At 67.9% G+C, this 25,532-nt stretch carries 27 protein-coding genes; 14 read left to right on the plus strand and 13 right to left on the minus strand.

The annotated features are described in order from the left end of the window. The first annotated feature begins 1 nt into the window (after position 1). Complete coding sequence (locus tag ABFD52_00955) at positions 2-484, plus strand: S24/S26 family peptidase (protein ID MEN6559329.1); 483 nt, start codon at positions 2-4, stop codon at positions 482-484. A gap of 1 nt (position 485) precedes the next feature. Continuing rightward, complete coding sequence (locus ABFD52_00960; protein ID MEN6559330.1) at positions 486-1,613, plus strand: radical SAM protein; 1,128 nt, start codon at positions 486-488, stop codon at positions 1,611-1,613. Positions 1,614-1,913: 300 nt separating this feature from the next. Here ABFD52_00960 and ABFD52_00965 read toward each other — a convergent pair whose 3' ends face one another. Genes ABFD52_00965 through ftsY form a run of 5 tightly spaced genes read right to left on the minus strand, consistent with a single transcriptional unit; the run spans position 1,914 to position 6,252 of the window. After that, the gene (locus tag ABFD52_00965) at positions 1,914-2,429 is read right to left on the minus strand and encodes a HEAT repeat domain-containing protein (GenBank protein ID MEN6559331.1); all 516 of its coding nucleotides are present in this window, start codon (positions 2,427-2,429) and stop codon (positions 1,914-1,916) included. Positions 2,430-2,431: 2 nt separating this feature from the next. Continuing rightward, the gene (locus ABFD52_00970; GenBank protein MEN6559332.1) at positions 2,432-3,649 is read right to left on the minus strand and encodes a bifunctional 3,4-dihydroxy-2-butanone-4-phosphate synthase/GTP cyclohydrolase II; all 1,218 of its coding nucleotides are present in this window, start codon (positions 3,647-3,649) and stop codon (positions 2,432-2,434) included. A gap of 19 nt (positions 3,650-3,668) precedes the next feature. After that, a complete protein-coding gene (locus ABFD52_00975) occupies positions 3,669-4,265 on the minus strand; it encodes a riboflavin synthase (GenBank protein MEN6559333.1) in 597 nt (198 codons plus the stop codon). Continuing rightward, the gene (gene ribD, locus ABFD52_00980) at positions 4,265-5,365 is read right to left on the minus strand and encodes a bifunctional diaminohydroxyphosphoribosylaminopyrimidine deaminase/5-amino-6-(5-phosphoribosylamino)uracil reductase RibD (GenBank protein MEN6559334.1); all 1,101 of its coding nucleotides are present in this window, start codon (positions 5,363-5,365) and stop codon (positions 4,265-4,267) included. Before ribD ends, ABFD52_00975 begins: the two co-directional genes overlap by 1 nt. Then, entirely contained in the window at positions 5,362-6,252 is an 891-nt protein-coding gene (gene ftsY, locus ABFD52_00985; protein ID MEN6559335.1) for a signal recognition particle-docking protein FtsY, read from the minus strand. Before ftsY ends, ribD begins: the two co-directional genes overlap by 4 nt. 494 nt (positions 6,253-6,746) lie before the next feature. Between ftsY and recJ the strand changes: the two genes are divergently transcribed. The 11 genes from recJ to ptsP are packed head-to-tail and all read left to right on the plus strand — an operon-like array spanning position 6,747 to position 17,496. Continuing rightward, positions 6,747-8,438, plus strand: a complete 1,692-nt coding sequence (gene recJ, locus ABFD52_00990; protein ID MEN6559336.1) for a single-stranded-DNA-specific exonuclease RecJ — start codon at positions 6,747-6,749, stop codon at positions 8,436-8,438. Between the two features lie 4 nt (positions 8,439-8,442). Beyond that, on the plus strand, positions 8,443-10,293 hold the full coding sequence (locus tag ABFD52_00995; protein MEN6559337.1) for an LptA/OstA family protein: 1,851 nt from the start codon (positions 8,443-8,445) through the stop codon (positions 10,291-10,293). 3 nt (positions 10,294-10,296) lie between these two features. Beyond that, entirely contained in the window at positions 10,297-11,022 is a 726-nt protein-coding gene (gene lptB, locus ABFD52_01000; GenBank protein MEN6559338.1) for an LPS export ABC transporter ATP-binding protein, read from the plus strand. Positions 11,023-11,041: 19 nt separating this feature from the next. Continuing rightward, complete coding sequence (gene rpoN, locus ABFD52_01005) at positions 11,042-12,529, plus strand: RNA polymerase factor sigma-54 (protein MEN6559339.1); 1,488 nt, start codon at positions 11,042-11,044, stop codon at positions 12,527-12,529. Then, positions 12,526-13,050 carry a ribosome-associated translation inhibitor RaiA gene (gene raiA, locus ABFD52_01010; protein MEN6559340.1) on the plus strand — a complete coding sequence of 175 codons (525 nt, stop codon included), beginning with the start codon at positions 12,526-12,528 and terminating at the stop codon, positions 13,048-13,050. Before rpoN ends, raiA begins: the two co-directional genes overlap by 4 nt. A gap of 16 nt (positions 13,051-13,066) precedes the next feature. Next, entirely contained in the window at positions 13,067-13,537 is a 471-nt protein-coding gene (locus ABFD52_01015; protein MEN6559341.1) for a PTS sugar transporter subunit IIA, read from the plus strand. Then, positions 13,530-14,096: a hypothetical protein gene (locus ABFD52_01020; GenBank protein ID MEN6559342.1), complete on the plus strand. Its 567-nt coding sequence runs from the start codon at positions 13,530-13,532 to the stop codon at positions 14,094-14,096. Before ABFD52_01015 ends, ABFD52_01020 begins: the two co-directional genes overlap by 8 nt. An 11-nt stretch (positions 14,097-14,107) precedes the next feature. Beyond that, on the plus strand, positions 14,108-14,977 hold the full coding sequence (gene rapZ / locus ABFD52_01025; protein ID MEN6559343.1) for an RNase adapter RapZ: 870 nt from the start codon (positions 14,108-14,110) through the stop codon (positions 14,975-14,977). A 47-nt stretch (positions 14,978-15,024) separates the two neighbouring features. Continuing rightward, a complete protein-coding gene (locus tag ABFD52_01030) occupies positions 15,025-15,432 on the plus strand; it encodes a PTS sugar transporter subunit IIA (GenBank protein MEN6559344.1) in 408 nt (135 codons plus the stop codon). Positions 15,433-15,439: 7 nt separating this feature from the next. Next, on the plus strand, positions 15,440-15,709 hold the full coding sequence (locus tag ABFD52_01035) for an HPr family phosphocarrier protein (protein ID MEN6559345.1): 270 nt from the start codon (positions 15,440-15,442) through the stop codon (positions 15,707-15,709). Between the two features lie 5 nt (positions 15,710-15,714). Next, positions 15,715-17,496, plus strand: a complete 1,782-nt coding sequence (ptsP, locus tag ABFD52_01040) for a phosphoenolpyruvate--protein phosphotransferase (protein ID MEN6559346.1) — start codon at positions 15,715-15,717, stop codon at positions 17,494-17,496. Positions 17,497-17,678: 182 nt separating this feature from the next. On the opposite strand, the gene ABFD52_01045 is transcribed toward ptsP, so the two are convergent. From ABFD52_01045 to tolQ, 8 genes are all read right to left on the minus strand, one after another. Continuing rightward, the gene (locus ABFD52_01045) at positions 17,679-18,059 is read right to left on the minus strand and encodes a phosphomannose isomerase type II C-terminal cupin domain (protein ID MEN6559347.1); all 381 of its coding nucleotides are present in this window, start codon (positions 18,057-18,059) and stop codon (positions 17,679-17,681) included. 3 nt (positions 18,060-18,062) lie between these two features. Continuing rightward, positions 18,063-18,563 carry a single-stranded DNA-binding protein gene (gene ssb, locus ABFD52_01050; protein MEN6559348.1) on the minus strand — a complete coding sequence of 167 codons (501 nt, stop codon included), beginning with the start codon at positions 18,561-18,563 and terminating at the stop codon, positions 18,063-18,065. Continuing rightward, complete coding sequence (gene ybgF, locus ABFD52_01055) at positions 18,560-19,411, minus strand: tol-pal system protein YbgF (GenBank protein ID MEN6559349.1); 852 nt, start codon at positions 19,409-19,411, stop codon at positions 18,560-18,562. Before ybgF ends, ssb begins: the two co-directional genes overlap by 4 nt. Positions 19,412-19,414: 3 nt before the next feature. Beyond that, complete coding sequence (gene pal / locus ABFD52_01060; GenBank protein MEN6559350.1) at positions 19,415-19,963, minus strand: peptidoglycan-associated lipoprotein Pal; 549 nt, start codon at positions 19,961-19,963, stop codon at positions 19,415-19,417. A gap of 182 nt (positions 19,964-20,145) precedes the next feature. After that, on the minus strand, positions 20,146-21,456 hold the full coding sequence (gene tolB / locus ABFD52_01065) for a Tol-Pal system beta propeller repeat protein TolB (protein ID MEN6559351.1): 1,311 nt from the start codon (positions 21,454-21,456) through the stop codon (positions 20,146-20,148). Then, positions 21,453-22,274, minus strand: coding sequence for an energy transducer TonB (locus tag ABFD52_01070; GenBank protein ID MEN6559352.1), 822 nt, complete (start codon positions 22,272-22,274; stop codon positions 21,453-21,455). The genes tolB and ABFD52_01070 overlap by 4 nt, the downstream gene beginning before the upstream one ends. Before the next feature lie 44 nt (positions 22,275-22,318). Next, positions 22,319-22,768 carry a biopolymer transporter ExbD gene (locus ABFD52_01075; GenBank protein ID MEN6559353.1) on the minus strand — a complete coding sequence of 150 codons (450 nt, stop codon included), beginning with the start codon at positions 22,766-22,768 and terminating at the stop codon, positions 22,319-22,321. Further along, positions 22,758-23,426: a protein TolQ gene (gene tolQ / locus ABFD52_01080; protein MEN6559354.1), complete on the minus strand. Its 669-nt coding sequence runs from the start codon at positions 23,424-23,426 to the stop codon at positions 22,758-22,760. Before tolQ ends, ABFD52_01075 begins: the two co-directional genes overlap by 11 nt. A gap of 129 nt (positions 23,427-23,555) precedes the next feature. Here tolQ and ABFD52_01085 point away from each other — a divergent pair, with 129 nt between their 5' ends. Then, positions 23,556-25,529 (plus strand): APC family permease, encoded by a 1,974-nt coding sequence (locus ABFD52_01085; protein MEN6559355.1) that lies wholly within the window; start codon positions 23,556-23,558, stop codon positions 25,527-25,529. Positions 25,530-25,532 lie beyond the last annotated feature (3 nt).

Raw genomic sequence — 25,532 nt, forward strand, 5'->3', positions numbered from 1 at the left:
CGTGGACGAAACGCCCCGCCCGCGGCCTTCCCTCGGCGACGGCTATTCCGTGGCCGGGCTCATCCGGGCGGTCCTGGAGCGGGGCCGGCCCTGCCGCTACGAGGCCCGGGGCTCGAGCATGCACCCCGCCGTCAAGGACGGGGACGTCGTCACCCTCCGGCCCGTCGGCGCGGCCGGGCCGCGCCTGGGCGATATCGTGGCCTTCGTTCTCCCCGGGACGGAAGCCGTCCGCCTCCACCGCGTGGTCGGGATCGCGGACGGGAGATATCTCCTTAAGGGCGACAACGGCCTGGTCGACGACGGCGAGGTCGGGCGGCAGGACATCCTTGGCGCGGTCGTCCGGATCGAGCGGAACGGCCGGGCTCTCCGTGTCGGGCCGGGCTTCCTGGCCGCCGGCCTGGCCCGCCTGTCGCGGTCCTCCTGGTTCACGCGGTATTCCATGCGGCTCCGCCGGGCCCTCGGCCTCCGGGACCGGAAGGTTTGAGATGGGCAAGGACTTCGTCGTCCGTCGCCCGCTCGCCGGGTTCGGCCTGTGGGAGAAGATGGCCGGCAGCCGGGCCGTCTTCAGCTTCGACTACGAGACGACGGCCCGCTGCAATCTCGATTGCCGGCACTGCTACATCAACGCCCCGGCCGGGGACAGGGCGGCCCGGAAGCGCGAGCTCTCCGTCGACGAGGCCGGCCGCATAGCCGCCGAGGCCGCGGCCCAAGGCGCCGTCTGGTGCCTCCTGACCGGCGGCGAGCCCCTCCTCCGCAAGGATTTCTTCGATCTCTACCAGGCGATCCTGAGCAAGGGCCTGCTCGTTTCGCTCTTCACCAACGCCACGCTCGTCACCGACGAGCACGTCCGTTTCTTCAGGAAGTTCCCGCCCCGGGACATCGAGGTGACCGTTTACGGCGTGACCCGCGAGACCTACGAGCGGGTGACCAGGACGCCGGGCTCCTTCGACGCTTTTAAGAGAGGGCTCGACCGGCTCCTGGCGAGCGGCGCCGCCGTCCGGCTCAAGGCCATGGCCCTGCGCTCGAACAAGCACGAGGTCCCGGCCATCGGCGACTTCTGCCGGGCCCGGACGAAGGATTATTACCGCTTCGACCCGCAGCTGCACCTTCGCTTCGACCGGGACGAGGCCCGGAACGCCCTGATCCGGGCCGAGCGGCTCAGCCCGCGGGAGGTGGCCCGGCTGGAGCGGTCCGATCCCGAGCGCTTCGGGGCCCTCACGGACGCCTGCGCCGAGATCCTGCCGGCGGCGCCGGCGGAGGGGACCCCGGTCCCGGACTGCCGGCACATCTTCCGCTGCGGCGTCGGCCGGATGAGCTTCGTCGTCGGCCCGGAGGGGCTGCTGCGGCCCTGCCTGTCCCTCCATCATCCGGATTTCCTCTATGACCTGCGGAAAGGAAGCCTGGACGACGCCTGGACCCGCTTCCTGCCCGCCGCGCTCCGGAAGGAGTCCCACAGGCCGGAATACCTGGAAAAGTGCGGCCGCTGCCCGATCGTCAACCTCTGCCTCTGGTGCCCGGCCCACGCCTACCTCGAGACGGGGGAGCTCGACCGGCCGGTCGAGGAGTTCTGCCGGGTGGCCGAGGCCCGGGCGGAGGGGCTAAAATCAGGTTGACTTTGCCGGAAGTTCGGCTTAAGATATTGTCAAGGAAGCGTTTCTGGAGGATTGACCGCCATGAAAAAACGATGGCAGACGCCGGAGCTCATTGTCCTTTTCAAGGGGCGTCCGGAGGAGACCCTTTTGTGCCATTGCAAGCATAAAACGGCTCCGCCCGTGGCGCCGTACAGCCACAAGGACAACTGCACGTCGAACCCCCTCTGCTGCCAGGCTTGCTCCGCAGTCACTTACGCGTCCTGATCCGTCCGCCCGCGGGAAGATTAGCCGCGGCCGGCGCGCCGCGGGACGAACTCGGCATCAGCTGAACCGCACCCCGCTCGTCCGGCCGATGGCTTCCTCGGCGGCCGCCCGCACATAAGGATTGGCGTCCTTTTTCAGCCGGACGAGGAGCCGGACCGATTCCTCGCCGCCGATCAGGCCCAGGGCCTCGGCCGCCGCCCGGCGGACGTCGGCGTTGGGATCGCCGACCGCCGTTCCGATCCCGGGCAGGGCCTCGCGAAGGCGCCGCCTTCCGATGACCGCCAGGGCCGCGCTCCGGGCGTACCAGGGAGGAAGATGGAGCCGGCGGACGGCCCATCCGGGCCTGACCTCGTCCCTGGCGCAGAGCTCGCGGACGACGAGATCGCGGATGCCCTCGTTGGGATCGGCCAGAGATTCCCAGAGGAGCTCCTCGGACCAGGGCCGGGCCAACTTGCCGCAGGCGGCGATGATCCTCTGCCGCCTGGCCTTGTCGGGGGTCCGGCCGAGCTTTTGGACGAAGGCGAGGCAGACGGGAGAGGGCGTCGGTTCGTCGGGAGGGCGGCGCTTGTCCATCCTCAGACCATGTCCAGGATGTGGCCCATCTTCTCTTTCTTGGTCTTCAGATAGCGCCTGTTGCTGGGATTCGGCGGGACCTCGATCGGCACGCGCTCGACGATCTCCAGGCCGTAGCCGGCCAGGCCGACGAACTTCCGCGGGTTGTTCGTGATAAGGCGGAGCCGCCGGACGCCGAGGGCGACCAGGATCTGGGCGCCGACGCCGTAATCGCGCTGGTCGGTCTTGAAGCCCAGCTTGTGGTTGGCCTCGACCGTGTCGGCGCCCTGGTCCTGCATGGCGTAGGCCCGGATCTTGTTGACCAGGCCGATGCCGCGGCCCTCGTGGTCCAGCATGTAGAGCACGACGCCCCGGCCTTCCTTCTCGATCATCTCCATGGACAGGTGGATCTGGTCGCCGCAGTCGCAGCGGGCCGAGCCGAACACGTCGCCGGTCAGGCACTGGGAGTGGGCCCGGACAAGCACCGGCCGGCCGTCGCCGACTTCCCCCTTGACCAGGGCGACGTGCGGCTTGTGGCGGATGATGTCCTCGAAGACATGAAGGCGGAAATGACCGTGGGCCGTGGGCAGGTCGGTTTCCGTGAGCTTGCGGACGAGGGTCTCGTGGCTGACGCGGTAGCGGATGAGCTCGGCGATCGTCAGGATGGGGATGTCGAACCGCCGGCTGACCTCTTCGAGCTGGGGCCGGCGGGCCATGGTCCCGTCCTCGTTCATGACCTCGCAGATGACGCCGGCCGGGACGAGCCCGGCCATGCGGGCCAGGTCCACGGAGGCCTCGGTCTGGCCGGCTCGGGACAGGACGCCGCCCTCGACTGCCCGCAGGGGGAAGATGTGGCCCGGGCGGGCCAGGTCGTCCGGCTTGGTCGCCGGGTCGATCGCGGCCAGGATGGTCCGGGCCCGGTCGGGGGCCGAGATGCCCGTCGTCACGCCTTTCTTGGCGTCGATGGACACGGTGAAGGCCGTCTGGAAACGGGCCGTGTTCTCGCTGACCATGAGCGGCAGCTGCAGCTCCTCGAGACGCTCGTGGGTCAGGGGCAGGCAGATCAGGCCGCGGCCGTGCCGGGCCATGAAATTGACGATCTCCGGGGTGGCTTTCTCGGCGGCAACCATCAGGTCGCCCTCGTTCTCGCGGTCCTCGTCGTCGACGATGATGATCATCCGGCCGGCCCGGACGGCCTCCAGCGCCGTTTCGACGGAGACGATCGGTTGTTCTTCGGTCATGGAAGTGAAGGGGCCTTTCTCAGCCCTCTTTGCGTCCTCGCGACAGCCAATTATACACGTATTTCCCGACCATGTCACACTCGAGGTTGACCTTGGCCCCGGCCCGCAGGCCGCCCAGGTTCGTCGCCGCCAGCGTGGCCGGGACGAGCTCGACCTCGAGGGCCGAGGCCGAGAGCGCGGCGATAGTCAGGCTGACGCCGTCGACCGCGACCGACCCCTTTTCGACGAAAAACGGCCGGAGCGCGGCCGGGAACGACACGGCCAGGCGCCGTCCGGGCGGCCGGGAGACGGAGCGCAGGACCCGGCCCACGCTGTCGACGTGGCCGCTGACGAGGTGCCCGCCGAGCGGGGCGGCCAGGGTCAGCGGCAGCTCGAGGTTGACCGGGGCGCCCGTGCGGAGGCCGCCCAGCGTGGACTTGGCCAGGGTCTCCCGCGAGACGTCGAAATGGACCGCCCCCGGCGCGGCCTCGACGACGGTCAGGCAGACGCCGTTGACGGCGACGCTGCCGCCCGGGGCGACCTTGGCCGTGAGGCCCGGCGCCTCGACGGCCAGACGGGAGCGGCCGCCGCGGAACCCAAGTACGCGGCCCCGGTGGGAGATGATGCCGGTGAACATCAGAAGTATCCTTCCACGATCGTGTCGTCCCCGATCGAGAACGAGCGGGTCCGCTTCAGGGGGATGGCCTGGGCGATGCGGTCAGCCCCCCGGCCGCCGAGAAGGCCGGGGGCTGTGGCGCCGCCGACAAGGACGGGCGCGAAGGTCAGGACGGCCTTGTCCGCGCGGTTCTCCTCGATGAAGGACGTGAACAGGCGGCTTCCGCCCTCGACGAGCAGGGCGGCGATCTCGCGGCGGCCGAGCTCGGCCAGGACGCGTTCGAGCGTCCAGGCCGCGGCGCCGTCCGGCGGAGGTACGACCTCGACGCCGCGGGCCTCGAGCGCCCGGGCCCTGTCCGCCGGCGCCTCCCGCCCGGCGAAGACGAGGACGGGCCCGCGGTCGAGCGTCTCGAGCATCCGGGCCCCGGCCGGGAAGCGCAGCCGCGAGTCGAGGACGGCCCGGGCGAGCTTCTTGCCGGGCCAGGCCGGGTGGCGCACGGTCAGGAGCGGATCGTCGGCGAGGAGGGTGCCGGAGCCGATCATCACGGCGTCCTGCTCGCCGCGAAGGAGATGGACGTAGTTGCGCGTGGCCGCCGACGTGATCCACTTTGAGTCGCCCGTCCGGCTGGCGATCTTGCCGTCGAGCGTCAGGGCCGCCTTGAGCGTGACGAAGGGGACCCTGGCCGTGATGAACTTGGCGTGGACCTCGTTGAGCGCGGCGTTCCGCTCGGCCAGGAGCCCGGCCTCGACAGCGAGACCAGCCTCTTCGAGCCGGCGGATGCCCTTAGTCCGGACCAGGGGATTCGGATCGACGGCCGAGACGACCACCCGGGCCAGCCCGGCCGCGATGACCGTGTCGACGCACGGCGGCGTGCGGCCCCAGTGGACGCAGGGCTCGAGGGTCAGGTAGAGGGTCGCGCCCCTGGCCCGGCGGCCGGCCCGGCCCAGGGCGACAATTTCGGCGTGCGGCCGGCCCGGCCCCTCGTGATAGCCGTGGCCGACGAGCTTTCCGTCGCGAACGACGACTGCCCCGACGAGCGGGTTGGGGCTCGTCCGGCCGCGGGCCTTTTCGGCCAGGCCGTAGGCCATCTCCATCCAGGCCAGGTCGGCGGGCCGGGTCATGCGAGCAGGGCCTCCACGAATTCGCGCGGCGAGAAGTCGGCGATATCGTCCTCGCCTTCGCCCAGGCCGAGGTAGCGGATGGGCAGGCCGAGCTCGGCCGCGACGGCGATGGCCGCGCCGCCCTTGGCCGTGCCGTCGACCTTGGTCAGGAAGATGCCGGTCAGCCCGGAGAATTTCAGGAACTCCCGGGCCTGGAGAACGGCGTTCTGCCCGACCGTGGCGTCGAGGACGAGCAGGGATTCGACGCGGGCCCCGGGCAGCTCGCGGACGACGACGCGCCGGACCTTCTCCAGCTCGGCCATGAGGTTGGCGTTCGTGTGGATGCGCCCGGCGGTGTCGACAAGCAGGATGTCGCCCCGCTGGGCCTTGAACGATCGGACGGCGTCGAAAACGACCGAGGCCGGGTCGGCGCCGTAAGAGCCCTTGACCACCGGGACGTCGAGCTTCCGGCCCCAGATGGCCAGCTGCTCCTGGGCCGCGGCCCGGAAGGTGTCGGCGGCCGCGAACATCACGCGCCGGCCGTCGCGCTTGAACCGGGCCGCGAGCTTGGCGGCCGAGGTGGTTTTGCCTCCGCCGTTGACGCCGACCATCAGGATGACTGTCTGTTCCGCGGCCGGGGCGGGCCGGCCGTTCGCCGGGGACAACAGGATGACCAGCTCGTCCCTGAGCGCGGCCTCGAGCCCGGCCTGATCCTCGGCCCTGCCGGTCTTGGCCTTCAGCGCGCCGACGATCTTCTCCGTGGCCGCGACGCCGACGTCGGCCTGGATGAGGGCCTCTTCGAGGCCTTCCAGGATCTCGTCGCGGCGCTTGCCGCTGCGGAGCAGGTCCCCGACCCGGCGGAAGGCGTCGCGGGTCCGGACGAGCTTTTCCTTGAGACTTGCGAACATGGCCTTAACATTTTATTTTTCAAGCGTTTAATTGTCAATGCTCCGCGAAAGGCCTTGGGCCGGGCACGTATTATTTCTATGTCCGGTCCCGCGACAGGACGTCCAATGCCGTCGCCTTCGCCAAGACGGCGCTGATCGTGCCGCCGGAACAGGCCGCGCCGTTCGCGCGCCGGCGGATTTCATCTTCGCCGGAAGCGCCGCCGATAGGCCAGGGGAGACATGCCGGAAAGATGCTTGAACGCCCGGTCGAAATTAGATCCCTGGCGGAGTTCCAAGGCGTGATGATTCCTTAAAAATGATAACGATTCCTCTTTACGGATAATACCTTTATCTTGTCCCGAAGGGCTCGGGCTTTGAATCCATGCAGAGATAGTCTTTCAATCTCTATGTCTTCTGAACATCCCACTAGTTGGCACGTTACGAGCCGAATCCAGGACTCAAACGCCTCCGCCGAACTTGGGCTGTCCGGGGGAATGTGCTAGAGTGAGGGCGCCATGAATCCCGCAGTCTGGGTCGTCCATCCTCCGAGCGCCGAGGCCGACCGGCTGGCCCTGGCCCTGGACATCCCGCCGGCCATCGCCCGGGTCCTGGTCAACCGCAAGATCGCGACCGAGGAGGCGGCCCGGGATTTCCTCTTCGGCGACCTCAAAAAGCTCCATGACCCCTACCTGATGAAGGGCATGGACAGGGCCGTGGCCCGCATCGGCGAGGCCGTCGACCGGGGCGAGAAGATCCTGATCTTCGGCGATTACGACGTCGACGGCGTGCTCTCGACGGTCATGCTCAAGAAGGCCCTGACGACCCTCGGGGCCGACGTGGACTACTTCATCCCCGAGCGCCTGACCGACGGCTACGGCATCAAGGACGAGCACGTCCGCATCCCGGTCGAGCGCGGCGCCCGGCTGGTCATCAGCGTCGACTGCGGCATCAAGTCCGGCGAGTTCGTCGCCCGGGCCAGGGAGCAGGGGATCGACGTCATCATCACCGACCACCACCGGCCCGGCGAGACCCTGCCCGACGCCGTGGCCGTGCTCGACCCGATCCTGCCGGATTCCGGCTATCCCGACCCGGGGCTGGCCGGCGTGGGCGTCGCCTTCAAGCTCATCCAGGCCCTGCTGGCCAAGGCCGGGCGCGAGGCGGGGCTGCTTCACTACATGAAGCTCGTCTCGATCGGCACGGTGGCCGACGTGGCCGAGCTCAAAGGCGAGAACCGGCTTTTCGTCAAGCAGGGGCTCAAGGGCCTGCGCGACGTCTCCAACACCGGGCTGCGCCTGCTGATCGAGGCCAGCGGCCTGGGCCGCCGGGCCATTTCCGAGGGCGACCTCGGCTTCCGCATCGGCCCGCGCATCAACGCCGCCGGCCGGATGGGCATGACCGATCTGGCCGTCAAGCTCTTCTTTTCCGAGGACCCGGCCGAAGCCCTGGCCCTGGTCCAGAAGCTCGACGAGCTCAACAGCCGTCGCCAGAAGACCGAGGAGAAGATCTTCGTCGAGGCCGCGGGCCGGATCGAGGAGCGCGGGCTCGACCGGAAGTACAAGTGCCTCGTCCTCGGCGATCCCGACTGGCACCGCGGCGTCATCGGCATCGTCGCCTCCAAGCTCAAGGACCGCTTCCACCGGCCGGTCATCCTGTTCCATTACGAGAACGGCAAGGCCCATGGCTCGGGCCGGAGCATCTCCGAGGTGCCGCTTATCGACCTCCTGGAAGGGTGCAAGGGGCATTTCCTGAGCTACGGCGGGCACCGGCTGGCCGTCGGCTGCACCCTGCCCACGGCCGGCATGGCCGCCTTCAAGGCCGCGCTGAATCCCCTGGCGGACGCCGCCATCCCCGAGGATAGCCTGAAGAAGAAGCTCAAGATCGACGCGCCGCTCGATTTTGCCGCCGTCGACGAGCGCTTCATGGCCGTGTACGCCCTGCTCGTGCCCTTCGGCGTCGGCAACCCCAGGCCGCTGTTCATGGCCGACGACGTCGAGGTCGCCAGCGATCCGCAGGTCCTCAAGGGCAAACACCTGAAGTTCCTGGGGCGCCAGAACGGCCGGGTCCTCGAGCTCCTGGGCTGGGACAAGGCCGAGTATCGCCATGTCCTCAAGCGAGGCGACCGGGTCAGCCTGGCCTTCACGCTCATGACCTCGGAGTACCTGGGCGTGCCGAAAACGAACCTGTCCATAGAAGACCTGAAGGTCTGAAGCGATGAGCGCGCAGAAAGCCTCGGCGCCGGTGAGGTTCGCCCGGATCGCGGCGACGGCGGCCCTCGTTATCGTCGCCGCGGCCATCGTCGTCCGCCTGGCCGGCCGCCGCGAACCGCCTTCCTCCGCCGTTCCCGCCGCGCCCCCGCCCGCGGATCGGGTCGTCGACCTCCAGGAACGGGTCCGCCAGCGGGAATTCAAGGACGGGCGCCCCGTCGCCGATATCCGCGGCGACCGCTTCTTCCGCGGGCCGGACGGCCGCAACCATCTCGCCGGCGCGGTCGAGGTCGTGAGCTTCGGCCCGGGGGGCGAGACCGCTTCCCGTCTCACGGCCGGCGAGATCGTCTACGATCCGGGCTCGCTCCGCTTCTCGGTCACCGGGAACGTCCGGGTCGAGGCGGGCGGCGTCGTCCTCCTGGGCGATGCCTTCGAGTACGACAAGGCGAAGGGCCTGTTCTGGACGAAGACCGGGGGACGGTTCTCCTCGGCCTCGATGGCCGGGAGCGCCGGGGCCGTTCTCTACGCCGAAACCGCCGGCGAGGTCCGGCTGGGCGGCAGCTTCCGGGTCGAGATCGGTGCGCCCGGCCGTCCGAACGAGGTCCTGGACGCATCCGGCGACTCCTTCGAATACGCCCTCCGCGAGCGCCGCGGCCGGATCGACGGCCGGGCCTCGATCTCGGGCGCCGATTTCCGCGGGACATCGGAGACCGTCTCGTTCTTCGCGGCCAGGGACGAATTGTCGTTCGAATCCGCTGTTCTCGAGGGCGCCGCCAGGATCGTTCCGGGACCCAAAGCGTCCGGCGGAGGGGCAAGCGGCGAGGTCCTCGCCGACCGGATCGAGGTCTCGTTCTCGCGCCAGCCGGCGGGTTTTTCGATCAGGACCTCGGGCCGGTCCAGCCTCCTCGACCGGTCCGCCGCGGACAGGACCGTGACCGTCCGGGCGGCGACGATCCGGCTGAGCTTCCGCAGGGCGGACGGCCGCTCGGCCTGGTCCGCCTCGGGCGGCGTCCGGGCCGAGATCGCGGAGGCCGGCGCCGCCGTCCGAACCCTCGAAGGCGAAGATGCGGCGTACGGGTCGGGCGATGTCGTCGAGGCGACCGGGGCCGCCGGCCGTCCCGCGGTCGCCGAATCCGCGGAGGCCCGGATCGAGGCGCCCGAAATCGCCGTCGCCGCCGGAACGGGATGGATCCGGGCTTCGGGCGGCGCGGCCTGCGTCCTGAGGAAGGCGGGCGGGAGGCGGGCCATGGGTTTTCTTTCCCAGTCCGAGGACGTCTCCGTTTCGTGCGAAACGCTCGAGGCGAGGCCCGGGACCTCGACATACGGTTTTGCCGGGAACGTCGCCGTCCGGCAGGGAGGCAAGGCGATCAGGGCCGCGGCGATCGAGGCGGCCGGAGAGACGGGCCGGATGAGCGGCAGCGGGGGAGTCGCGGTGACGCTGACCGAGGCCCCGTCCGACGGAAAGCCCGGCCGCGCGGTCGACCTGGGCGGCGCGGATATGGCTTATGAACCCAGCCGGAGGGTCCTGATCCTGTCCTCAAGAGCCTATGTCCGCCTGCCAGAAGCCGGCCTGGAAGCTTCGACCGTGACGGCCGTGATCGGCCGGGACGGACGGACCGTCGAATCGCTCACGGCGGCCCGGGGCGTCGTCGTCTCCAAGGGGCGCTATGTCGGCCGTTCGGAGGCGGCGTCGTACGATGCTGCGGCCGGCCGGCTGACGCTCACCGGAAGCCCCGTTCTGACCGACGGCAAAGGGGGTTCGGCCAGGGGGGCCAAATTGACTTTCGATCTGGCCGATGATAAGATTTCGGTCGAGAACGAGGGAGATGGAAGAGCCACGACCGTCGTCAGATCATGAGCCATGAAGGGTTCCCTGAAAGCGGTTGACCTCGAGAAAAGCTACGGGCGAAAGAAGGTCGTCGACAAGGTTTCGGTCAGGGTCGAAGGGGGGGAGATCATCGGTCTCCTGGGGCCGAACGGCGCCGGCAAAACGACCACCTTCTCCATGATCCTCGGCCTCGTCCCCCAGGACGGCGGCCGGGTCATCCTCCGGGACGAGGACATCACGAGGCTGCCGATGTATCTCCGGGCGCGCCGCGGCCTGGTCCTCCTGCCGCAGGAGCCGTCGGCCTTCCGGAAGATGACCGTGGCCGAGAACCTCCTGGCCGTCCTCGAGACCAGGCCGTCGGGCGCGGCAGCGCGGTCCGCCCGCGTCGACGCCGCGCTCGAGGAGTTCGGCCTGAAGAGCCTGGCCGGGGCCAGGGCCCTGACCCTGTCCGGCGGCGAGCGCCGGCGCCTGGAGATCGCCCGGGCCATGGTCATGGACCCGGAGTTCATCCTGCTCGACGAGCCGTTCACGGGGATCGACCCCCTTTCGGTGCGGGACCTCCAGGGCATCATCAGGGGCCTGCGGGACAAGGGCCTGGGCGTCCTGCTGACGGACCACGCCGTCCGGGAGACCCTGGCGATCACCGACCGGGCCTATATCCTCGAGGGCGGCCGCGTCCTCAAGGAGGGCCCGCCGGCGGAGATCGTCGCTTCCGACGAGGTCCGGGAGAGATATTTGGGCCAGGAGTTTCGTCTATAGTCAGGGATGAGATGACGCCATGATCCTCAAGCAGCGGCTCGACCAGCGCCAGGTGCAGAAGCTCGTCCTTGCCCCGGCCCTGCAGCAGGCCATCAAGCTCCTGCCCCTGACCAACCTCGAGCTCATCGAGGTCATCGACGAGGAGCTGGCCCAGAACCCGATGATCGAGATCGAGGACGAGGCCCGCGAGGGCGCCGCCAAGGACAGCGAGACCGTGGCCGCCGAGGAGGCGGGGGTTAAGAACCGGGACAGCGTGCTCGAGGGGCTGAGCCTCGAATCGACCGAGCCCAAGCTGGCCGGCGAGGCCCCCGAGGACAACATCCTGGCCGGCTTCCAGGACTACCTCGACGAGGGCTTCCGGCCGCACTTCACCGAGAGCCGCGACGCCGTCTCGCTCGAGAACACCATCTCCCGGACGCCCTCCCTCTGGGACCACCTGAACTGGCAGGCCAGCCTGACCTTCTTCGAGCCAGCGGACCGGGAGCTGGCCGAGCGCATCATCGGCGACATCAACGACGACGGCTACCTCAGCTCGGCCATCGACGAGCTGGCGCGCCTGAACAGGACGACGCCGGAGGCGGTCGAAGCCGTCCGGGCCAAGATCAAGACCTTCGACCCCGTCGGCTGCGCCAGCCTGGACCTGCGCGAGGCGCTCCTGGCCCAGATGGACTATCTCCAGATCCAGGACGAGATGGCCCGCCGGATCATCGCCCAGCACCTGCCGCTCCTCGAGAGATCCGACTTCGCCCAGCTGGCCAAGGTCCTCGGCGCTTCGCTGGCCGAGATCCGGGTGCGCATCGACCTGATCAGGACCCTCGACCCGGCGCCGGGCCGCAAGTACACCGAGGAGGAGACGAGCTACGTCGTCCCGGACATCGTCGTCGACAAGGAAGGCGACGACTGGACGATCGCGCTCAACGACGAGGGCCTGCCGCGCCTGCGCATCAGCCCCTACTACCGCCAGCTCCTGGCCAAGGCGACCGCCGGCGAGCCCGAGGCCTACCGCTTCCTCAAGGACCGCCTGAAGAAGGCCCTCTGGTTCCTGCGCAGCCTCGACCAGAGGAACCGGACGATCTACAAGGTCGCCAAGTTCATCGTTGACCGCCAGAAGGAGTTCTTCGAGAAGGGCATCGACTTCATCAGGCCCCTGACCCTGATGGAGATCGCCCAGGACATCGGCGTCCACGAATCGACGGTCGGCCGCGTCGTCGCCAACAAGTTCATGATGACGCCCCGGGGCGTCTTCTCGCTCAAATACTTCTTCCACAAGTCGCTGCAGGGGAGCTACGGCGAGGACGTCTCCTCGCTCATGGTCAAGGACCGCATCCGCAAGCTCGTCGAGGGGGAGGACAGGGACAACCCCCTAAGCGACATCGAGATCGGCGAGCTGCTGGCCCGGGAGAACCTGCGCATCGCCCGCCGGACGGTGGCCAAGTACCGGACCCAGCTCGGGATCGAGCCCTCCCATATCCGCAAGAGAAAGTCCATCATGGAGGAGAAGGCATGAACGTCCAGTACACCGCGCGGCAAGCGGCCCTGACGCCCGAGATCAAGGCCTACTGCGAGAAGCGGCTGGGCCGCCTGAAGAACCTGGCCGACGACGTCCTCGACATCAACATCATCCTGGGCGCCCAGAAGGGCCGGTCCAAGGCCGAGATCAACGTCAAGGCCAGGGGGCGGAGCCTGATCGTCGTCGAGGAGACCCTGGACATGATGGATTCGCTCAACCGGGCCTTCGACACGCTCGAGACGCGGATTCGCAAGGACCGGGCCAAGTTCCGCGAAAAGAAGCGCCGGGGCGGACGGGAGCGGAAGGCCCTGGCCCCGGCCGTCGAGGCCCCGGAGGCGGAGAAGCGGGTCGTCCGGGCGAACTTCTTCTCCCTCAAGCCGCTGACGATCGAGGAGGCCCTGGTTCAGCTGGACGCCAAGGCCAAGGAGGTCTTCCTGTTCCGCCGCGAAGGCAGCCAGACCTGGGCCGCCGTCTACCGGCGCAAGGACGGCCACTACGGCCTGGTCGAGCCGGAATAGGCGGCGGGGGAAGCGGATGAAGATCCACGCGCTCCTAGACGAGAGCCTGATCCTGCCGCGGCTGGAGGCCCGGGACCGGGCCGGCGTTCTCCGCGAGATGTCGGATTCGCTGGAGGCCCGGCACGCGCCCGCTCTCGACGGCGCGCTCCTCGAAAAGCTCCTGAAGCGGGAGGAGCTGGGCACGACGGCCATCGGCAAGGGCGTCGCCGTGCCTCATTGCCGGGCCAGGGGGCTGGAGGTCCCGGCCCTGCTCCTCGGCCTGTCCCAGGACGGCGTCGCCTTCGAGGCCGTCGACGGCAAGCCCTCGCACGTCTTCTTCCTCCTCGTCTCGCCCGAGGACAACCCCGGCGCCGGCCTGCGGCTTCTGGCCGCCATTGCCGGGCTGGTGCGCCGGTCGCGATCGCTCTCCTCGAAGCTGCTCAAGGCGACCACCGCGGCCGGCGTCATCGAGGCCCTCCGGGCCGAGGAGGAGAAGGCCCGTGCCTGACGGACCCGCCGGCCGGGCCGCGGAGGCGGCCAAGCCCGAGCAGACGACCATCTCGGCCGGCTTCCTGAAGATCTTCGGCCTGGGCACGCTCATTCTCGGCGACAGCGGCATCGGCAAGAGCGAGAGCGCCCTCGAGCTCATCGCCCGCGGCCACCAGTTCATCGCCGACGACGTCGTCCGGATCCGGGCGGGGTCGAACGGCGGGCTGGTCGGCACGGCCCCGCCCCTGAGCCGCAACTTCATGGAGATCCGGGGGTTGGGCATCATCAACATCCGGGCCATCTTCGGGGCCCGGTCGATCGCCCGGAGCGCCAGGGTCGACCTGGTCATCCGCCTGAAAAAATGGCGGCGCGGCTACGAGGTCGACCGGCTCGGCCTCAAGTCCGGGGACGACATGGTCATCCTGGGCCGCCGCATCCCCCAGCTGGCCATCCCCGTCGCTCCCGGCCGGAACATCGCCACCCTGATCGAGGTCGCCTGCAAGGTCCACATCCTGCGCAAGAAGGGCTACAGCGCTCCGGACGAGATCGTCCGCCGCCTCGAGCGCGTTTTGACCTGAGAGGTGTGTCCATGCCCGCCGCCAAGGACAACCGCTTCCTGATCGTCACCGGCCTGTCCGGCTCCGGCAAGAGCGTGGTCAGCCGGGCCCTTGAGGACTTCGGCTACTACTGCATGGACAACCTGCCGGCCAAGCTCATCGCCGACTTCGTCGACCTCTGGCTCAAGAAGAAGGTCGAGATCGACCGGGCGGCCATGGTCGTCGACATCCGCGAGCCGCGGTTCCTGGCCGACTTCCCGGCCGTCCTGCGGGAGATCCGCAAGCGGGTGCCAGTCCGGCTGGTCTTCCTGGAGGCCTCCGACGAGGCCCTGGCCAAGCGCTTCAACGAGACCCGGCGGCCGCATCCGCTGGCCCCCCGGCGGCCCATCCTCGAGGGCGTCAGGCTGGAGCGGAAGCGGCTCCTGGGCATCCGCCGCCTGGCCGACGAGATCCTCGACACGTCGGGCCTCAACATCTACCAGCTCAAGGACCTGGTCGGCGAGCGCCTGCTGCGGCGGCGGAAGCCGCGGACGCAGGTCGTGGTGACCAGCTTCGGCTACAAGCACGGGCTGCCGATCGAATCCGACCTGGTCTTCGACACCCGGCTGCTGCCGAACCCGTTCTACGTCGACCAGCTGCGGAAGCGGACGGGCAAGGCGCCGAGCGTCCGCAGGTACGTCCTCGGATCGCCCGGGACGAAGCCGTTCCTGCAGCACCTGGCCCGCTTCGTCGATTTCGCCCTGCCCCGGTTCGCCCGGGAGGGCAAGACGGCCGTGGCCATCGCCGTCGGCTGCACCGGCGGGCGTCACCGGTCGGTGGTCGTCGCCGAGGAGCTCGGGCGCCACCTCAAGAAGGGCGGCGCCTGCGACGTCCGGATTTATCACCGTGACCTTTATAAATAGCCGGCTTTGGCATACAATAGCGGCCTGAATCGGAGAGCGAGCGAGCCATGATCGGAGGCATCATCGTCTGCCACGGCCGGATGGCCGAGGAGCTGCTGAACGCCCTGACCATCATCCTCGGCGAGGCGCCCAACATCGAAGCCATCTCCATCGGCTGGTACGACGACGTCGAGGATTCGAAGAAGAAGATCAACCAGAGCCTCAAAAAGGTCGACCAGAAGAGCGGCGTCGTCATCTTCACCGACATGTTCGGCGGCACCCCTTCCAACCTGAGCTTCAGCTTCTTCAAGGAGGGGCACGTCGAGATCGTCACCGGGGTCAACCTGCCGATGCTCATCAAGTTCGTCTCCCTGCAGCGGGCCAACAACCTCAAGGACGTGGCCAAGAAGGTAGTCGACCAGGGCAAGAAGAACATCCACCTGGTCAGCGCCCTGCTCAAGTCCCGGACCAAGTAACGCCTCCATGCTCGACAAGACGGTCACCATCCGCAACAAGCTGGGCCTGCACGCCCGGGCCGCCGTCAAGTTCGTCAACCTGGCCAACCGCTTCGGCTCGTCGGTCAAGATCGTCAAGGCCGGCGACGAGATCGACGGCAAGAGCATCCTCGGCATCCTGACCCTGGCCGCGACGCAGGGCACGCCGATCCGCCTGGTCATCTCCGGCAAGGACGAGGAATCGGCCATGGCCGCCCTGACCGAGCTCATCGGCAACCGCTTCGACGAGAAAGAGTGACGCGGATGGACATGACCCGCCTTCGGGGAACAGGGGTGTCGCCGGGCATCGCCATGGGCGAGGTCCTCCTGCCCAAGCGCGTCGTCTTCACCTCGCGCAAGGAGATCATCGCCGACGACCAGGTCGAGGCCGAGCTGGCGCGGCTGCGCCGGGCCATCGACCGCACCCGGGAGGAGCTCGTCCGGATCAGGGATGGCGTCCGCGAGAAGGCCGGCCCGGACAGCTCGCTCATCTTCGAGGCCCACCTCCTCATCCTCGAGGACCCGGCCCTGCTGGCCGGGCTCGATGGCGTCATCAGCGGCGAGAAGGCCCGGGCGGAGTGGGCCCTGTCCAAGGCCAACATGCGCTTCGAGCGCCTGTTCGAGTCCCTGACGGACGATTACTTCCGCCAGCGCAAGTCGGACGTCTCGGACGTCCTGAAGCGAGTCTACCGGAACCTCGAGAACAACCGGGAGGCGGAGAAGGCGCCGGACAAGCCGCACATCCTCGTCGCCCACGAGCTTCTGCCGTCCGAAGCCGCCCTGCGCCTGAGCAAGGAGCTGACCCTGGGCGTGGCCCTGGACATGGGCGGGCAGACCTCGCACACGGCCATCCTGGCCAGGTCCCTGGGCATCCCGGCCGTCCTGGGGCTGCGCGACATCACCCGGCAGGTCCGGGAGGGCGAGTTCGTCATCATCGACGGCACCGACGGCGAGGTCATCCTCGACCCGCCGCCCGCGGTCCGGCGCGAGTTCCAGGCCAAGAAGGAGAAGTACGAGAACTACCGCCGCGAGCTCCAGAAGACGGCCAAGCTCAAGTCGGAGACGCTCGACCGGGTCCGCTTCATCCCCCAGGCCAACATCGAGCTGCCGGAGGAGGTGGCCCTGTCCCTGTCGATGGGCGCGGAGGGCGTGGGCCTTTTCCGCTCGGAGTTCATCTACCTCAGGCGGGAGTCCCTGCCGACCGAAGAGGACCATTTCGAGATCTACGCCCGCCTGGCCCGGGGCGCCCAGCCGTATCCCGTCACCATCCGGACCCTCGACATCGGCGGCGAGAAGAGCCTGCCCCAGCTGAACATCGAGAAGGAGCCCAACCCGGCGCTCGGGCTGCGGGCGGTCCGCTTCTCCCTGCGGAACCGGGACCTCTTCCGCATCCAGCTCCGGGCCATCCTCAGGGCCAGCGCCGCCGGGAACGTCCGCATCCTCGTGCCCATGGTCACCGAGGTCGACGAGATCCTCGAGGTCAAGGACATCTTCGAGGACGTCAAGAGGGGGCTGCGGCGGAAGGGCGAAGCCTTCGACGAGAAGATCCCCCTGGGCATCATGATCGAGGTGCCGGCGGCGGCCGCGCTGGCCGACGTCATGCTCAAGGAGGTCGATTTCGTCAGCATCGGGACGAACGACCTCATCCAGTACTACCTGGCCGTCGACCGGTCCAACGAGTACGTCAGTTACCTCTACAAGCCGTTCCACCCGGCGGTCATCCGGCTCATCCGGTCCGTCATCCAGGCGGCCCGGCAGGCCGGGAAGGACGTCGTCGTCTGCGGCGAGATGGCCGCCGACACGCCCTCGGCCATCGTCCTGCTCGGCCTGGGCCTGCGGACCTTCAGCATGAACCCCATCTTCATCCCGAGGGTCAAGAAGGCCCTGCGCTCGATCGAGTGCCGGACGGCCGCGAAGATCGCCGAGGAGACCCTGAAGCTGCGGAGCGCGCAGGACATCGAGGAATACGTCACCGAGGAGATCCTGCTCCGCCACCCCCAGGTGTTCCTGACCGGCCAGCCCCTGGAAGCCGCCCCGAAGAAATAGGCCTCTCCCGCGTTCATTCGGGTCTTTCTAGAACTCCACCCGTGAGGCGGCGAGGAGTGTCGATCCAAAGCCCCCGTGAGGGAAAGGGGGCCCGCCGAAGGCGGGGGAAACCAGCTACAAGGTTTCCGGGGTGCGGGGGCAAGGATCGATACCCCGAGCAAAGCCGAAGAGGGTGGAGTTCTTCACTTCCGATGATAATCGTCCGAGAGGCGGACGATGTCGGCTTCCGAGGAGTGGCCGATCCAGATCTCCATGAAACGGGCCGGGGCCTGCCCGGCGTTGCGCACCCGGTGGGCGGCCCGGCGGGGGATGATGATCTCCTCGTTCGGCGCCGCCAGCCAGACGCGGCCGCCGACGGTGATCTCGAGCCCGGGGTCGAGCACGACCCAGAGCTCGGCCCGCTTCTCGTGATACTGGAGCGACAGCCGGCCGCCGGGCTCGACGGTGATGATCTTGATGCTGCCGGCGTTCTCGTGCGGGTAGCGCCGGAACTTGCCCCAGGGGCGGACGTCCTCGACGATGCCGCCGCGGATATCGTCCTCGGGCGGGATCTTGTCGCTCACGGGCTAGAAGGGGATGTCGTCGTCCGGGCCGCCGGAGCCGCTGGGCTCCTCGCCGCCCGACGGGAATTCGTCTTCCGCCGCCGCGCCGCCGCGGGGGCCGCGGCTGTAGACCGCGTCGAGGTCGGTCGTGTCGGTCCGCGTCGCCGAGCTCTCCTCGCGCCGGCCGAGCAGGACGATCTTGTCGGCCACGATCTCGGTCATGTAGCGCTTGTTGTTGTCGCGGTCCTGGTATTCCCGGGTCCGGATGCTCCCCTCGATGAGGATCTGCTTGCCCTTGTCGAGGTACTTGTCGCAGAACTCGACCAGCCGGGGGAACCAGACGACGATCTTGTGCCACTCGGTCTTGTCGGTCGCGGTCTGGGTGGACGGGTTGTAGAGCCGCTCGTTCGTGGCCAGGGAGAAGCGCGCCGACGACCGGCCGCTCTGGGCGTGGCTCCGGATCTCCGGCTTCTGGCCGAGGCGGCCGACGAGGATGACCTTGTTCAGGCTGTTGATGTCTCTCATTTTTGTTCGAGCTCCCGGATCTTGTCCTGGGCGATGCGGGCTTCCTCCTCGAGCGGATACTTGGCCACGAGCAGCTTGAGCGCGGCCAGGGCTTCGGGCTTGCGCCCGAGCTCGATGAAACTGAGGCCCTTTTTGAGGTGGGCCGCCGCGGCCTTGTCCCCCTGCGGATAGGTCAGGATGAGCTCGTCGAAGGCGTCGATCGCCTCCTCGAACTTCCGCTGGCTGTAGCGGCACTCCCCGATCCAGTAGAGGGCGTTGTCGGCCAGCGGGCTCTCGGGGAACTGCTGGCGGTAGAGCTTGAAGCTCTCGACGGCCAGGTCGTAATTGCCCTTGAGGTAATCGTTGTAGGCGACCGAGTAGGCCTCCTGGGGGGACATGGTCGGGGCCGGCGCCGGGGTGACCGGCGCGGCCGGCTGCGGCTTGGCCTCGGCCGGGGCCTTGACCGGCGCCGCCGGGACCGGCTTCCGTTCCGCCTCCGCTCCGGGCTCCGCCGCGGCGGGAGCCCGGCCGGCCAGTCCGGCCGCGAGCGCCTGGATATCGAGCGTCAGCTGATCTAGCCGGCGCAGGATGTCCTGATACTGGGCGGGGACGGCTCGCAGGCCCTCCTGGGTCCCGGACTGCCCGGCGACCGCCTGGCGGACGAGATCCGAGAGGGCCTTGAGCTGGTCCTGGATAGACTGGATCGCCTCGGCGTTCTGGTCGACGCGGGCCCTCAGCTCCTGGACCTGCTGCTTGAGGGCCTGGACGTCGTCGTAGACGAGCTCGATGGCCTTCTTGCTCTTGTCCTGCCCGGCCGCGGCCAGGGTCAGGACGGCGAGCAGGAAGGCCCCGAGGCGAAGTCGACGCAAGTGTTACTTCTCGATGACGACGAACTGGGCCCGGCGGTTCATCTGCCAGGCGCTTTCGTCGTGTCCGGGATTGACGGGCTGGCTCTTGCCGTAGGAGATGATCTTGAGCCGGCCGGCCGCGACGCCCGTGGACAGGAGATAGTCCTGGGCGGCCTTGGCCCGCTTCTCGCCGAGGGCGAGGTTGTATTCCTCGGTGCCGCGTTCGTCGCAGTGGCCTTCGACCAGGACCTTGGCCGTCTTGAACTTCTTCATCCAGGCGGCGTTGGCGTCCAGCGTGCCCTGGGCGTCAGTGCGGACGACGGCGCGGTCGTAATCGAAATAGATCGTGCCGAGGGGCTTCTCGCGGTTGATCTGATCGAGCGACTTCTGGAGGAAGAGCTCTTCTTCGGTCAGCTGCGGCTCCTGGACGACGGGCGCCTCGACCTTCTCGACCTTGGGCTGTTCCTGGGCCTGCGGCGGAGGGGGCGGGACTTCCTTGGGTTTCTTCTTGCACGCGACGGAGAATGATAGGACGAGCATGACTGCGAGCAGACAGATAACGAGCTTTTTCATCGGGCCTCCTGTAAGATCGCGTCCCGACCCTCGAAAACGACGGTGCGACGCTTCAAATCAGCCATTTTATACCCTGTAAAGGGGGGCGTGTCAATACGTTTTCCCCCTGAAAAAGGCGAATTCCCCCCTTTGGGTTACTCCGCCTGTAGCGACGGGGGCCGTCCCGCCGCGGACGGCCCCGCCTAGTTCGTCCAGTTGGGGAGCTTGTTCTCGCCGCGGTCGGTCAGCCGCCGGAGGTTGGTCCCGTCGTAGTCGACGGTGTAGATCTGGACGGAGCCCGAGAGGTTCGAGGCGAAGACGAGATGGCGGCCGTCGGGCGACCAGCTTGGCGACTCGTTGCGCATGTTGTTCTCGGTCAGCTTGCTGATCTGGTTGGTCCGCAGGTTGAGGACGTAGATGTCGAAGGTGCTGTCGACGCGCGAGACGAAGGCGATGCGCTCGCTCGTCGGCGCCCAGGCCGGCGCGTCGTGGTAGTTGCCGCCGAAGCTGGCCTTGCGCACGTTCGAGCCCTCGGCGTCCATGATGTAGATCTGGGGACTGCCCTGGCCCAGGCGGTCGGTGGTGAAGGCGATCTCGCGGCCGGTCGGCGACCAGGACGGCGCCGTCTCGATGGCGGCGTTGTAGGTCAGGCGCTTGATCTTCTTCGTCTCGAGGTCCATGACGAAGATGTCGGCGTTGCCCTCCTCGGCCATGGTCGAGCAGAAGGCCAGCTTCTTGCCGTCCGGCGAGAAGGCCGCCGAGTAGTTCGTCCCCTTGGTCGAGACAGCCGTCTCCGTGCCCTCGTAGATGTTGCGCAGGTACAGCCCGGCGTTGCCGCCGCGATAAGAGGTGAAAGCGATGGTCCGCTGGTCCGGGGACCAGGCCGGCATGTAGTCCTTGATCTTGTTGAAGGTCACCCGGGTCGGGTTGGCCCCGTCGTAGTCCATCATGTAGATCTCGTCGTTGCCGTCGCGGTTGGAGACGAACGCGATCTTGGTCGTGAAGATGGGCTTTTCGCCGTGGAGCTTGAGGAGCTCGTCGGCCATCTTGTGGGCGACCAGGCGCAGGCCGTTCTTCTCGGCCTGGTAGCGCTTGCCGACGATGAAGCGCTCGCTCTTGACGTCGTAGATCTTGCCGTCGAAGACGATCCGGCCGGCGTCCTCGCGGACCTCGCCCGTGACCAGCAGCCGGGCCTGGATGGAGTCCCAGTCCTTGAACATGATCTTGTCCGGGTCGAGCGGCCGGATGTAGCCGTAGTACTCCTTGGGCAGGAGCTGGAAGATGCGCGTGTACTTGATGTCGTCCGAGAGGGCCTGGCGGATCTCCTGCGCGGCGGCCTGGGCCGCGGGCGAAGAGCCGCGGACGACGAACTCGGGCAGGGCCAGCGGGATCATGGGCATGCCCTCGCTGATCTTCAGGACGACCTCCTGCTGGGCGCGGGCCGCGGGGACCGGGCCGAGCGCGGCGGCGGCGAGGAGGATGGGGATGGCGATGACGTATTTTGGGTCTCTCATTTGGCGTGCTCGAAGACGAGGGTGATCCCGAGGTACTGTCCGTCGTACTCGTTCGGGAGGGACGCGAAGGGCGCCGCGGTCTGGATGGCCCTGCGGGCCGAGAGATCGAAGGCCTCGATCCCGCTGGAAACCTCGATCTTGACGTCGGAGATCGAGCCGTTTTTATAAATGCGGAAATAGACCTGGGTCTGGAGCAGCCCGCCGACGCCGGGGTCGACCAGGGCCTGGAACCAGTTGGCCGTGATCTTGTCGGAGATCATCTGGAGATAGAACTGGAAGGGGAAGCCGGCCACGCCGAAGGGGTCGCCGGCGCCGGTCCCGCCGCCGAAGCCGCCGCCCCCGGTCCCGGTCCCTCCGACTCCTCCGCCGGTCCCGCCGCCGCCCGCGCCGAAGCGGAGGCCGAAGCCGGAGCCGCTTGTCGCGGCGGCCGCCGCGGCGTTGACGGCGTCGGCGGCCGTCGGGGCCGCGGGCTCGGGCCTGGTGATGGCCGCTTTCTTCTCGGCCGTCTTCTTCTTAACCGCCTTGGGCTTGTCGACCGGGTGGGTCAGGGAGGTCGCGGGCTCGGCCTTGAGCTTGGACGCCACGGTCAGGTCGCGCAGGGCCGGCTTCTTCGCCGCCGGCGGGGGCTCGGTCCTGGCGGCCGCGCTCCCGCCGCCCCCGGTCCCTCCGCTCCCTCCGCCGGGCCCGCCGCCCGTGCCGCCGCCACCGCCGCCGATGAAGTTGACGTACTGGACCAGGCCCTTCGGCGGCCGGCGCGAGAAGGACGGGGAGGCGGCGACGAGCACGATGAGGACGGCGTGGAGGAGGGCCGAGATCATCACCGCCCTCTTGAAAGCCTTCGGCAAGGCCGCGCGCGCGGGAGTCATCGGTTCTTGTCTTTGACGTCGACGGGTTCGGTGATGATGCCGACCAGCTCGATGCCCGCCTTCTTGGTGATGTCCATGATGCGGACGACGACGCCGTAAGGCAGGTCCTTGTCGGCCTGGAGGAAGACCACCTTTTTCGGCTTGTTATAGAAGTATTCGGTCAGCCGGCGCTCGAGGAGGTTGATGTTGATGGTCGATTCGCCGATGTGGACGTAGCCGTCCCTGGTGACCGTGAGCGTCAGCCCCTCCTCGGCCGGCTTGGTGTCGGTCTCGGCCTGGGGCAGGTTGATGCCGATGCCCGACTGCATCATGGGCGCGGTGACCATGAAGATGACGAGCAGGACCAGCATGACGTCGATGAAGGGCGTGACGTTGATCTCGGACAGGTGCGTGCCGACCTGGCGCCGGTGCGAGATGGAAGGCAGGCCCTGGGTGCTAAGAGCCATGGAGCCTCTCGGCGATGCTCAGGAATTCGAGGGAGAAGTCCTCCATGTCGGCGATGAGGTCCTTGATCCGGCCCAGGAAATAGTTGTAGGCGATGACGGCCGGCACGGCCGCGAACAGGCCCACGGCCGTGGCGATGAGGGCCTCGGCGATGCCCGGGGCGACGACCTGGAGGCTGGCCGAACGCATGGCCCCGATGCGGATGAACGAGATCATGATGCCCCAGACCGTGCCGAACAGGCCGATGAACGGCGAGACGCTGCCGGTCGTGGCCAGGAAGAACATCATCTTCTCCAGGCGCGCGACCTCGTTGTTGGAGGCCTTGAGCAGGGCCCGGCTGAGGCTCTCGGTCTTCTCATGGGTCCAGCCGTTCTCGCCGGTCGACTTGGACTGGTAGGCGAGCTCCTTGTTGCCGGCCAGGAAGATGAGGGCCAGCGGGCTGGCCCGGAGCCTCTTGGCGGCGTCGTTGACCTCGGTCAGGCTCTTGCTCCGGCGGAAGGCTTCGAGGAACCGGCCCGACTGCCGGTTCGCGGCCTTGAGGGTCTTCAGCTTGAAAAAGATGATGGCCCACGAGAAGACGGAGAAGAAAACGAGGACGAGCAGGATCAGCTTGACGACGATGTCGGCGTCGGCGATGATCTTGAAGATATTGATATTCATGACGATTCGACGAAAAAGTAGCATACGGTCCCTGATCTGTCAAATGACCGCCTTGAACGGCGGCGGCGTTTCACGGTATAGTCCGGGCATGGTTTGCGGAACGCGCGGGCCCGCCGCCGGAGGACGGCCGTGAGGGTCTGGCGCCGGCTCAGAACGCTCGTCCTCGGCGGCGAAAAGGACGTCCGCGATCCCGGGACGTTCCACCGGATGGCCCTGATCGCCTTCTTCGCCTGGGTCGGGCTGGGGGCCGACGGGCTGAGCTCGGCCAACTACGGGCCGCCGGAGGCCTTCCTGTCGCTGGGCGACCACCGGCACCTGGCCCTCTACCTGGCCATCATGACCGCGCTGACGGTCATCACCATCTCGGCCAGCTATTCGCAGATCATCGAGCTCTTCCCGACGGGCGGCGGCGGCTACGTCGTGGCCACCAAGCTGCTCGGGCCGATCTTCGGCCTCGTCTCCGGCTGCGCCCTGATCGTCGATTACATGCTGACGATCAGCATCTCCATCTCGAGCGGCGTCGAGGCGGTGCTGAGCTTCCTGCCGCCCGGCTGGTTCCAGTACAAGCTGACCTTCATCCTGGTCATCACGCTCGGCCTGATCCTCCTCAATCTCCGGGGGGTCAAGGAATCGGTGGCCGCGCTGACGCCGATCTTCCTCATCTTCTTCGTCTCGCACGCCGCGCTCATCCTCTACGGCATCTTCTCGCACGTCGCGGCGACCCCGACGCTCTTCGCCGACACGATCCGGGAGACGCGGCAGGGCATCCAGCAGCTGGGATTCGGGGCCATGGCCTTCATCCTCCTGCGCGGCTACAGCCTCGGGGCCGGCACCTACACGGGGATCGAGGCGGTCTCGAACGGGCTCCAGATCCTGCGCCCGCCGCAGGTGAAGACGGGCAAGAAGACGATGGCCTACATGGCCCTCTCCCTGTCGTTCACGGCCGGCGGCCTGCTCATCTGCTACCTGCTGACGAACGTTCAGCACGTCGCCGGCAAGACCCTGAACGCCTCGCTCATCGAAGCGCTCCTCGGGACCTGGACGATCGGGGGCTTCCCGCTGGGGGTCTGGCTCCTCGGGATCATCCTGGTGTCCGAGGGCGCCATCCTGTTCGTCGCCGCCCAGACGGGCTTCATCGACGGGCCGCGGGTCCTGGGGAACATGGCCATCGACTCCTGGGTGCCGAACCGGTTCATGCACCTGTCGGAGCGGCTGGTCGTCCAGAACGGCATCCTGTTCATGGGCCTGGCCTCGATCCTCATCCTCGTCCTGACCAGGGGCTCGGTCCAGACCCTCATCGTCATGTACAGCATCAACGTCTTCATCACCTTCTCGCTGTCCCAGCTCGGGATGTGCCTCCATTGGGTGAAGACGAAGGCGCCCCGCCGGGGCCGGAAATTCTCCATCAACTTCATCGGCCTGATCATGTCCCTGTCCATCCTGGCCGTGACGGTGGCCATCAAGTTCAGGGAGGGGGGCTGGATCACCCTGGTGATCACGGCGGCCCTGATCGCCGTCTGCCTCTTCATCCGCCGGCACTACGACCAGGTCAAGGAGATGATGAAGCGCCTTGACGCCGTCATGGCCCAGGTCCAGCAGATGGCCCGGCGGCACGAGGCGCCGGTCCGGGACGACAGCGCCCCGACGGCCGTGCTGTTCGTGCGGAGCTTCGGCGGCCTGGGCATCCACTCGTTCCTCAACATCCACCGCTTCTTCCCCAACTACTTCAAGAACTTCGTCTTCGTCTCCATCGGGGTCGTGGACTGGAAGAACTTCAAGGGGGCCGAGGAGATAAAGAACCTGGAGGGCCATATCGGCGTCGATCTGGAGAAGTACGTCCGGATGGCCAACGACTTCGGCTTCTACGCCGAGGCCATCCAGTCGGTCGAGACCGACACGCTGCCGGCGATCGAGGCGCTGGCCGAGGACATCCAGCGCCGGCACCCCAAGGCCGTCTTCTTCGTCGGCAAGCTCGTGTTCGAGGAGGAGAACGTGTTCACCCGCTTCCTCCACAACCAGACGGCCTTCAGCATCCAGCGCATCCTGCAGTTCAAGGGCATCCCGACGATCGTCCTGCCCATCCGCGTCATCAAGGCGAAATAGAAA

It is taken from the genome of Acidobacteriota bacterium (genome assembly GCA_039683095.1).
Classification (GTDB): Bacteria; Acidobacteriota; Aminicenantia; order Aminicenantales; family Saccharicenantaceae; genus RBG-16-66-30.

Coding starts and splice junctions, on each gene's coding strand:
- ABFD52_00960 (MEN6559330.1), top strand. CDS start 486: ATGGGCAAGGACTTCGTCGTCCGTCGCCCGCTCGCCGGGTTCGGCCTG.
- ABFD52_00965 (MEN6559331.1), bottom strand. CDS start 2,429: ATGGACAAGCGCCGCCCTCCCGACGAACCGACGCCCTCTCCCGTCTGC.
- ABFD52_00970 (MEN6559332.1), bottom strand. CDS start 3,649: ATGACCGAAGAACAACCGATCGTCTCCGTCGAAACGGCGCTGGAGGCC.
- ABFD52_00975 (MEN6559333.1), bottom strand. CDS start 4,265: ATGTTCACCGGCATCATCTCCCACCGGGGCCGCGTACTTGGGTTCCGC.
- ribD (MEN6559334.1), bottom strand. CDS start 5,365: ATGACCCGGCCCGCCGACCTGGCCTGGATGGAGATGGCCTACGGCCTG.
- ftsY (MEN6559335.1), bottom strand. CDS start 6,252: ATGTTCGCAAGTCTCAAGGAAAAGCTCGTCCGGACCCGCGACGCCTTC.
- recJ (MEN6559336.1), top strand. CDS start 6,747: ATGAATCCCGCAGTCTGGGTCGTCCATCCTCCGAGCGCCGAGGCCGAC.
- ABFD52_00995 (MEN6559337.1), top strand. CDS start 8,443: ATGAGCGCGCAGAAAGCCTCGGCGCCGGTGAGGTTCGCCCGGATCGCG.
- lptB (MEN6559338.1), top strand. CDS start 10,297: ATGAAGGGTTCCCTGAAAGCGGTTGACCTCGAGAAAAGCTACGGGCGA.
- rpoN (MEN6559339.1), top strand. CDS start 11,042: ATGATCCTCAAGCAGCGGCTCGACCAGCGCCAGGTGCAGAAGCTCGTC.
- raiA (MEN6559340.1), top strand. CDS start 12,526: ATGAACGTCCAGTACACCGCGCGGCAAGCGGCCCTGACGCCCGAGATC.
- ABFD52_01015 (MEN6559341.1), top strand. CDS start 13,067: ATGAAGATCCACGCGCTCCTAGACGAGAGCCTGATCCTGCCGCGGCTG.
- rapZ (MEN6559343.1), top strand. CDS start 14,108: ATGCCCGCCGCCAAGGACAACCGCTTCCTGATCGTCACCGGCCTGTCC.
- ABFD52_01030 (MEN6559344.1), top strand. CDS start 15,025: ATGATCGGAGGCATCATCGTCTGCCACGGCCGGATGGCCGAGGAGCTG.
- ABFD52_01035 (MEN6559345.1), top strand. CDS start 15,440: ATGCTCGACAAGACGGTCACCATCCGCAACAAGCTGGGCCTGCACGCC.
- ptsP (MEN6559346.1), top strand. CDS start 15,715: ATGGACATGACCCGCCTTCGGGGAACAGGGGTGTCGCCGGGCATCGCC.
- ssb (MEN6559348.1), bottom strand. CDS start 18,563: ATGAGAGACATCAACAGCCTGAACAAGGTCATCCTCGTCGGCCGCCTC.
- pal (MEN6559350.1), bottom strand. CDS start 19,963: ATGAAAAAGCTCGTTATCTGTCTGCTCGCAGTCATGCTCGTCCTATCA.
- tolB (MEN6559351.1), bottom strand. CDS start 21,456: ATGAGAGACCCAAAATACGTCATCGCCATCCCCATCCTCCTCGCCGCC.
- ABFD52_01070 (MEN6559352.1), bottom strand. CDS start 22,274: ATGATCTCGGCCCTCCTCCACGCCGTCCTCATCGTGCTCGTCGCCGCC.
- ABFD52_01075 (MEN6559353.1), bottom strand. CDS start 22,768: ATGGCTCTTAGCACCCAGGGCCTGCCTTCCATCTCGCACCGGCGCCAG.
- tolQ (MEN6559354.1), bottom strand. CDS start 23,426: ATGAATATCAATATCTTCAAGATCATCGCCGACGCCGACATCGTCGTC.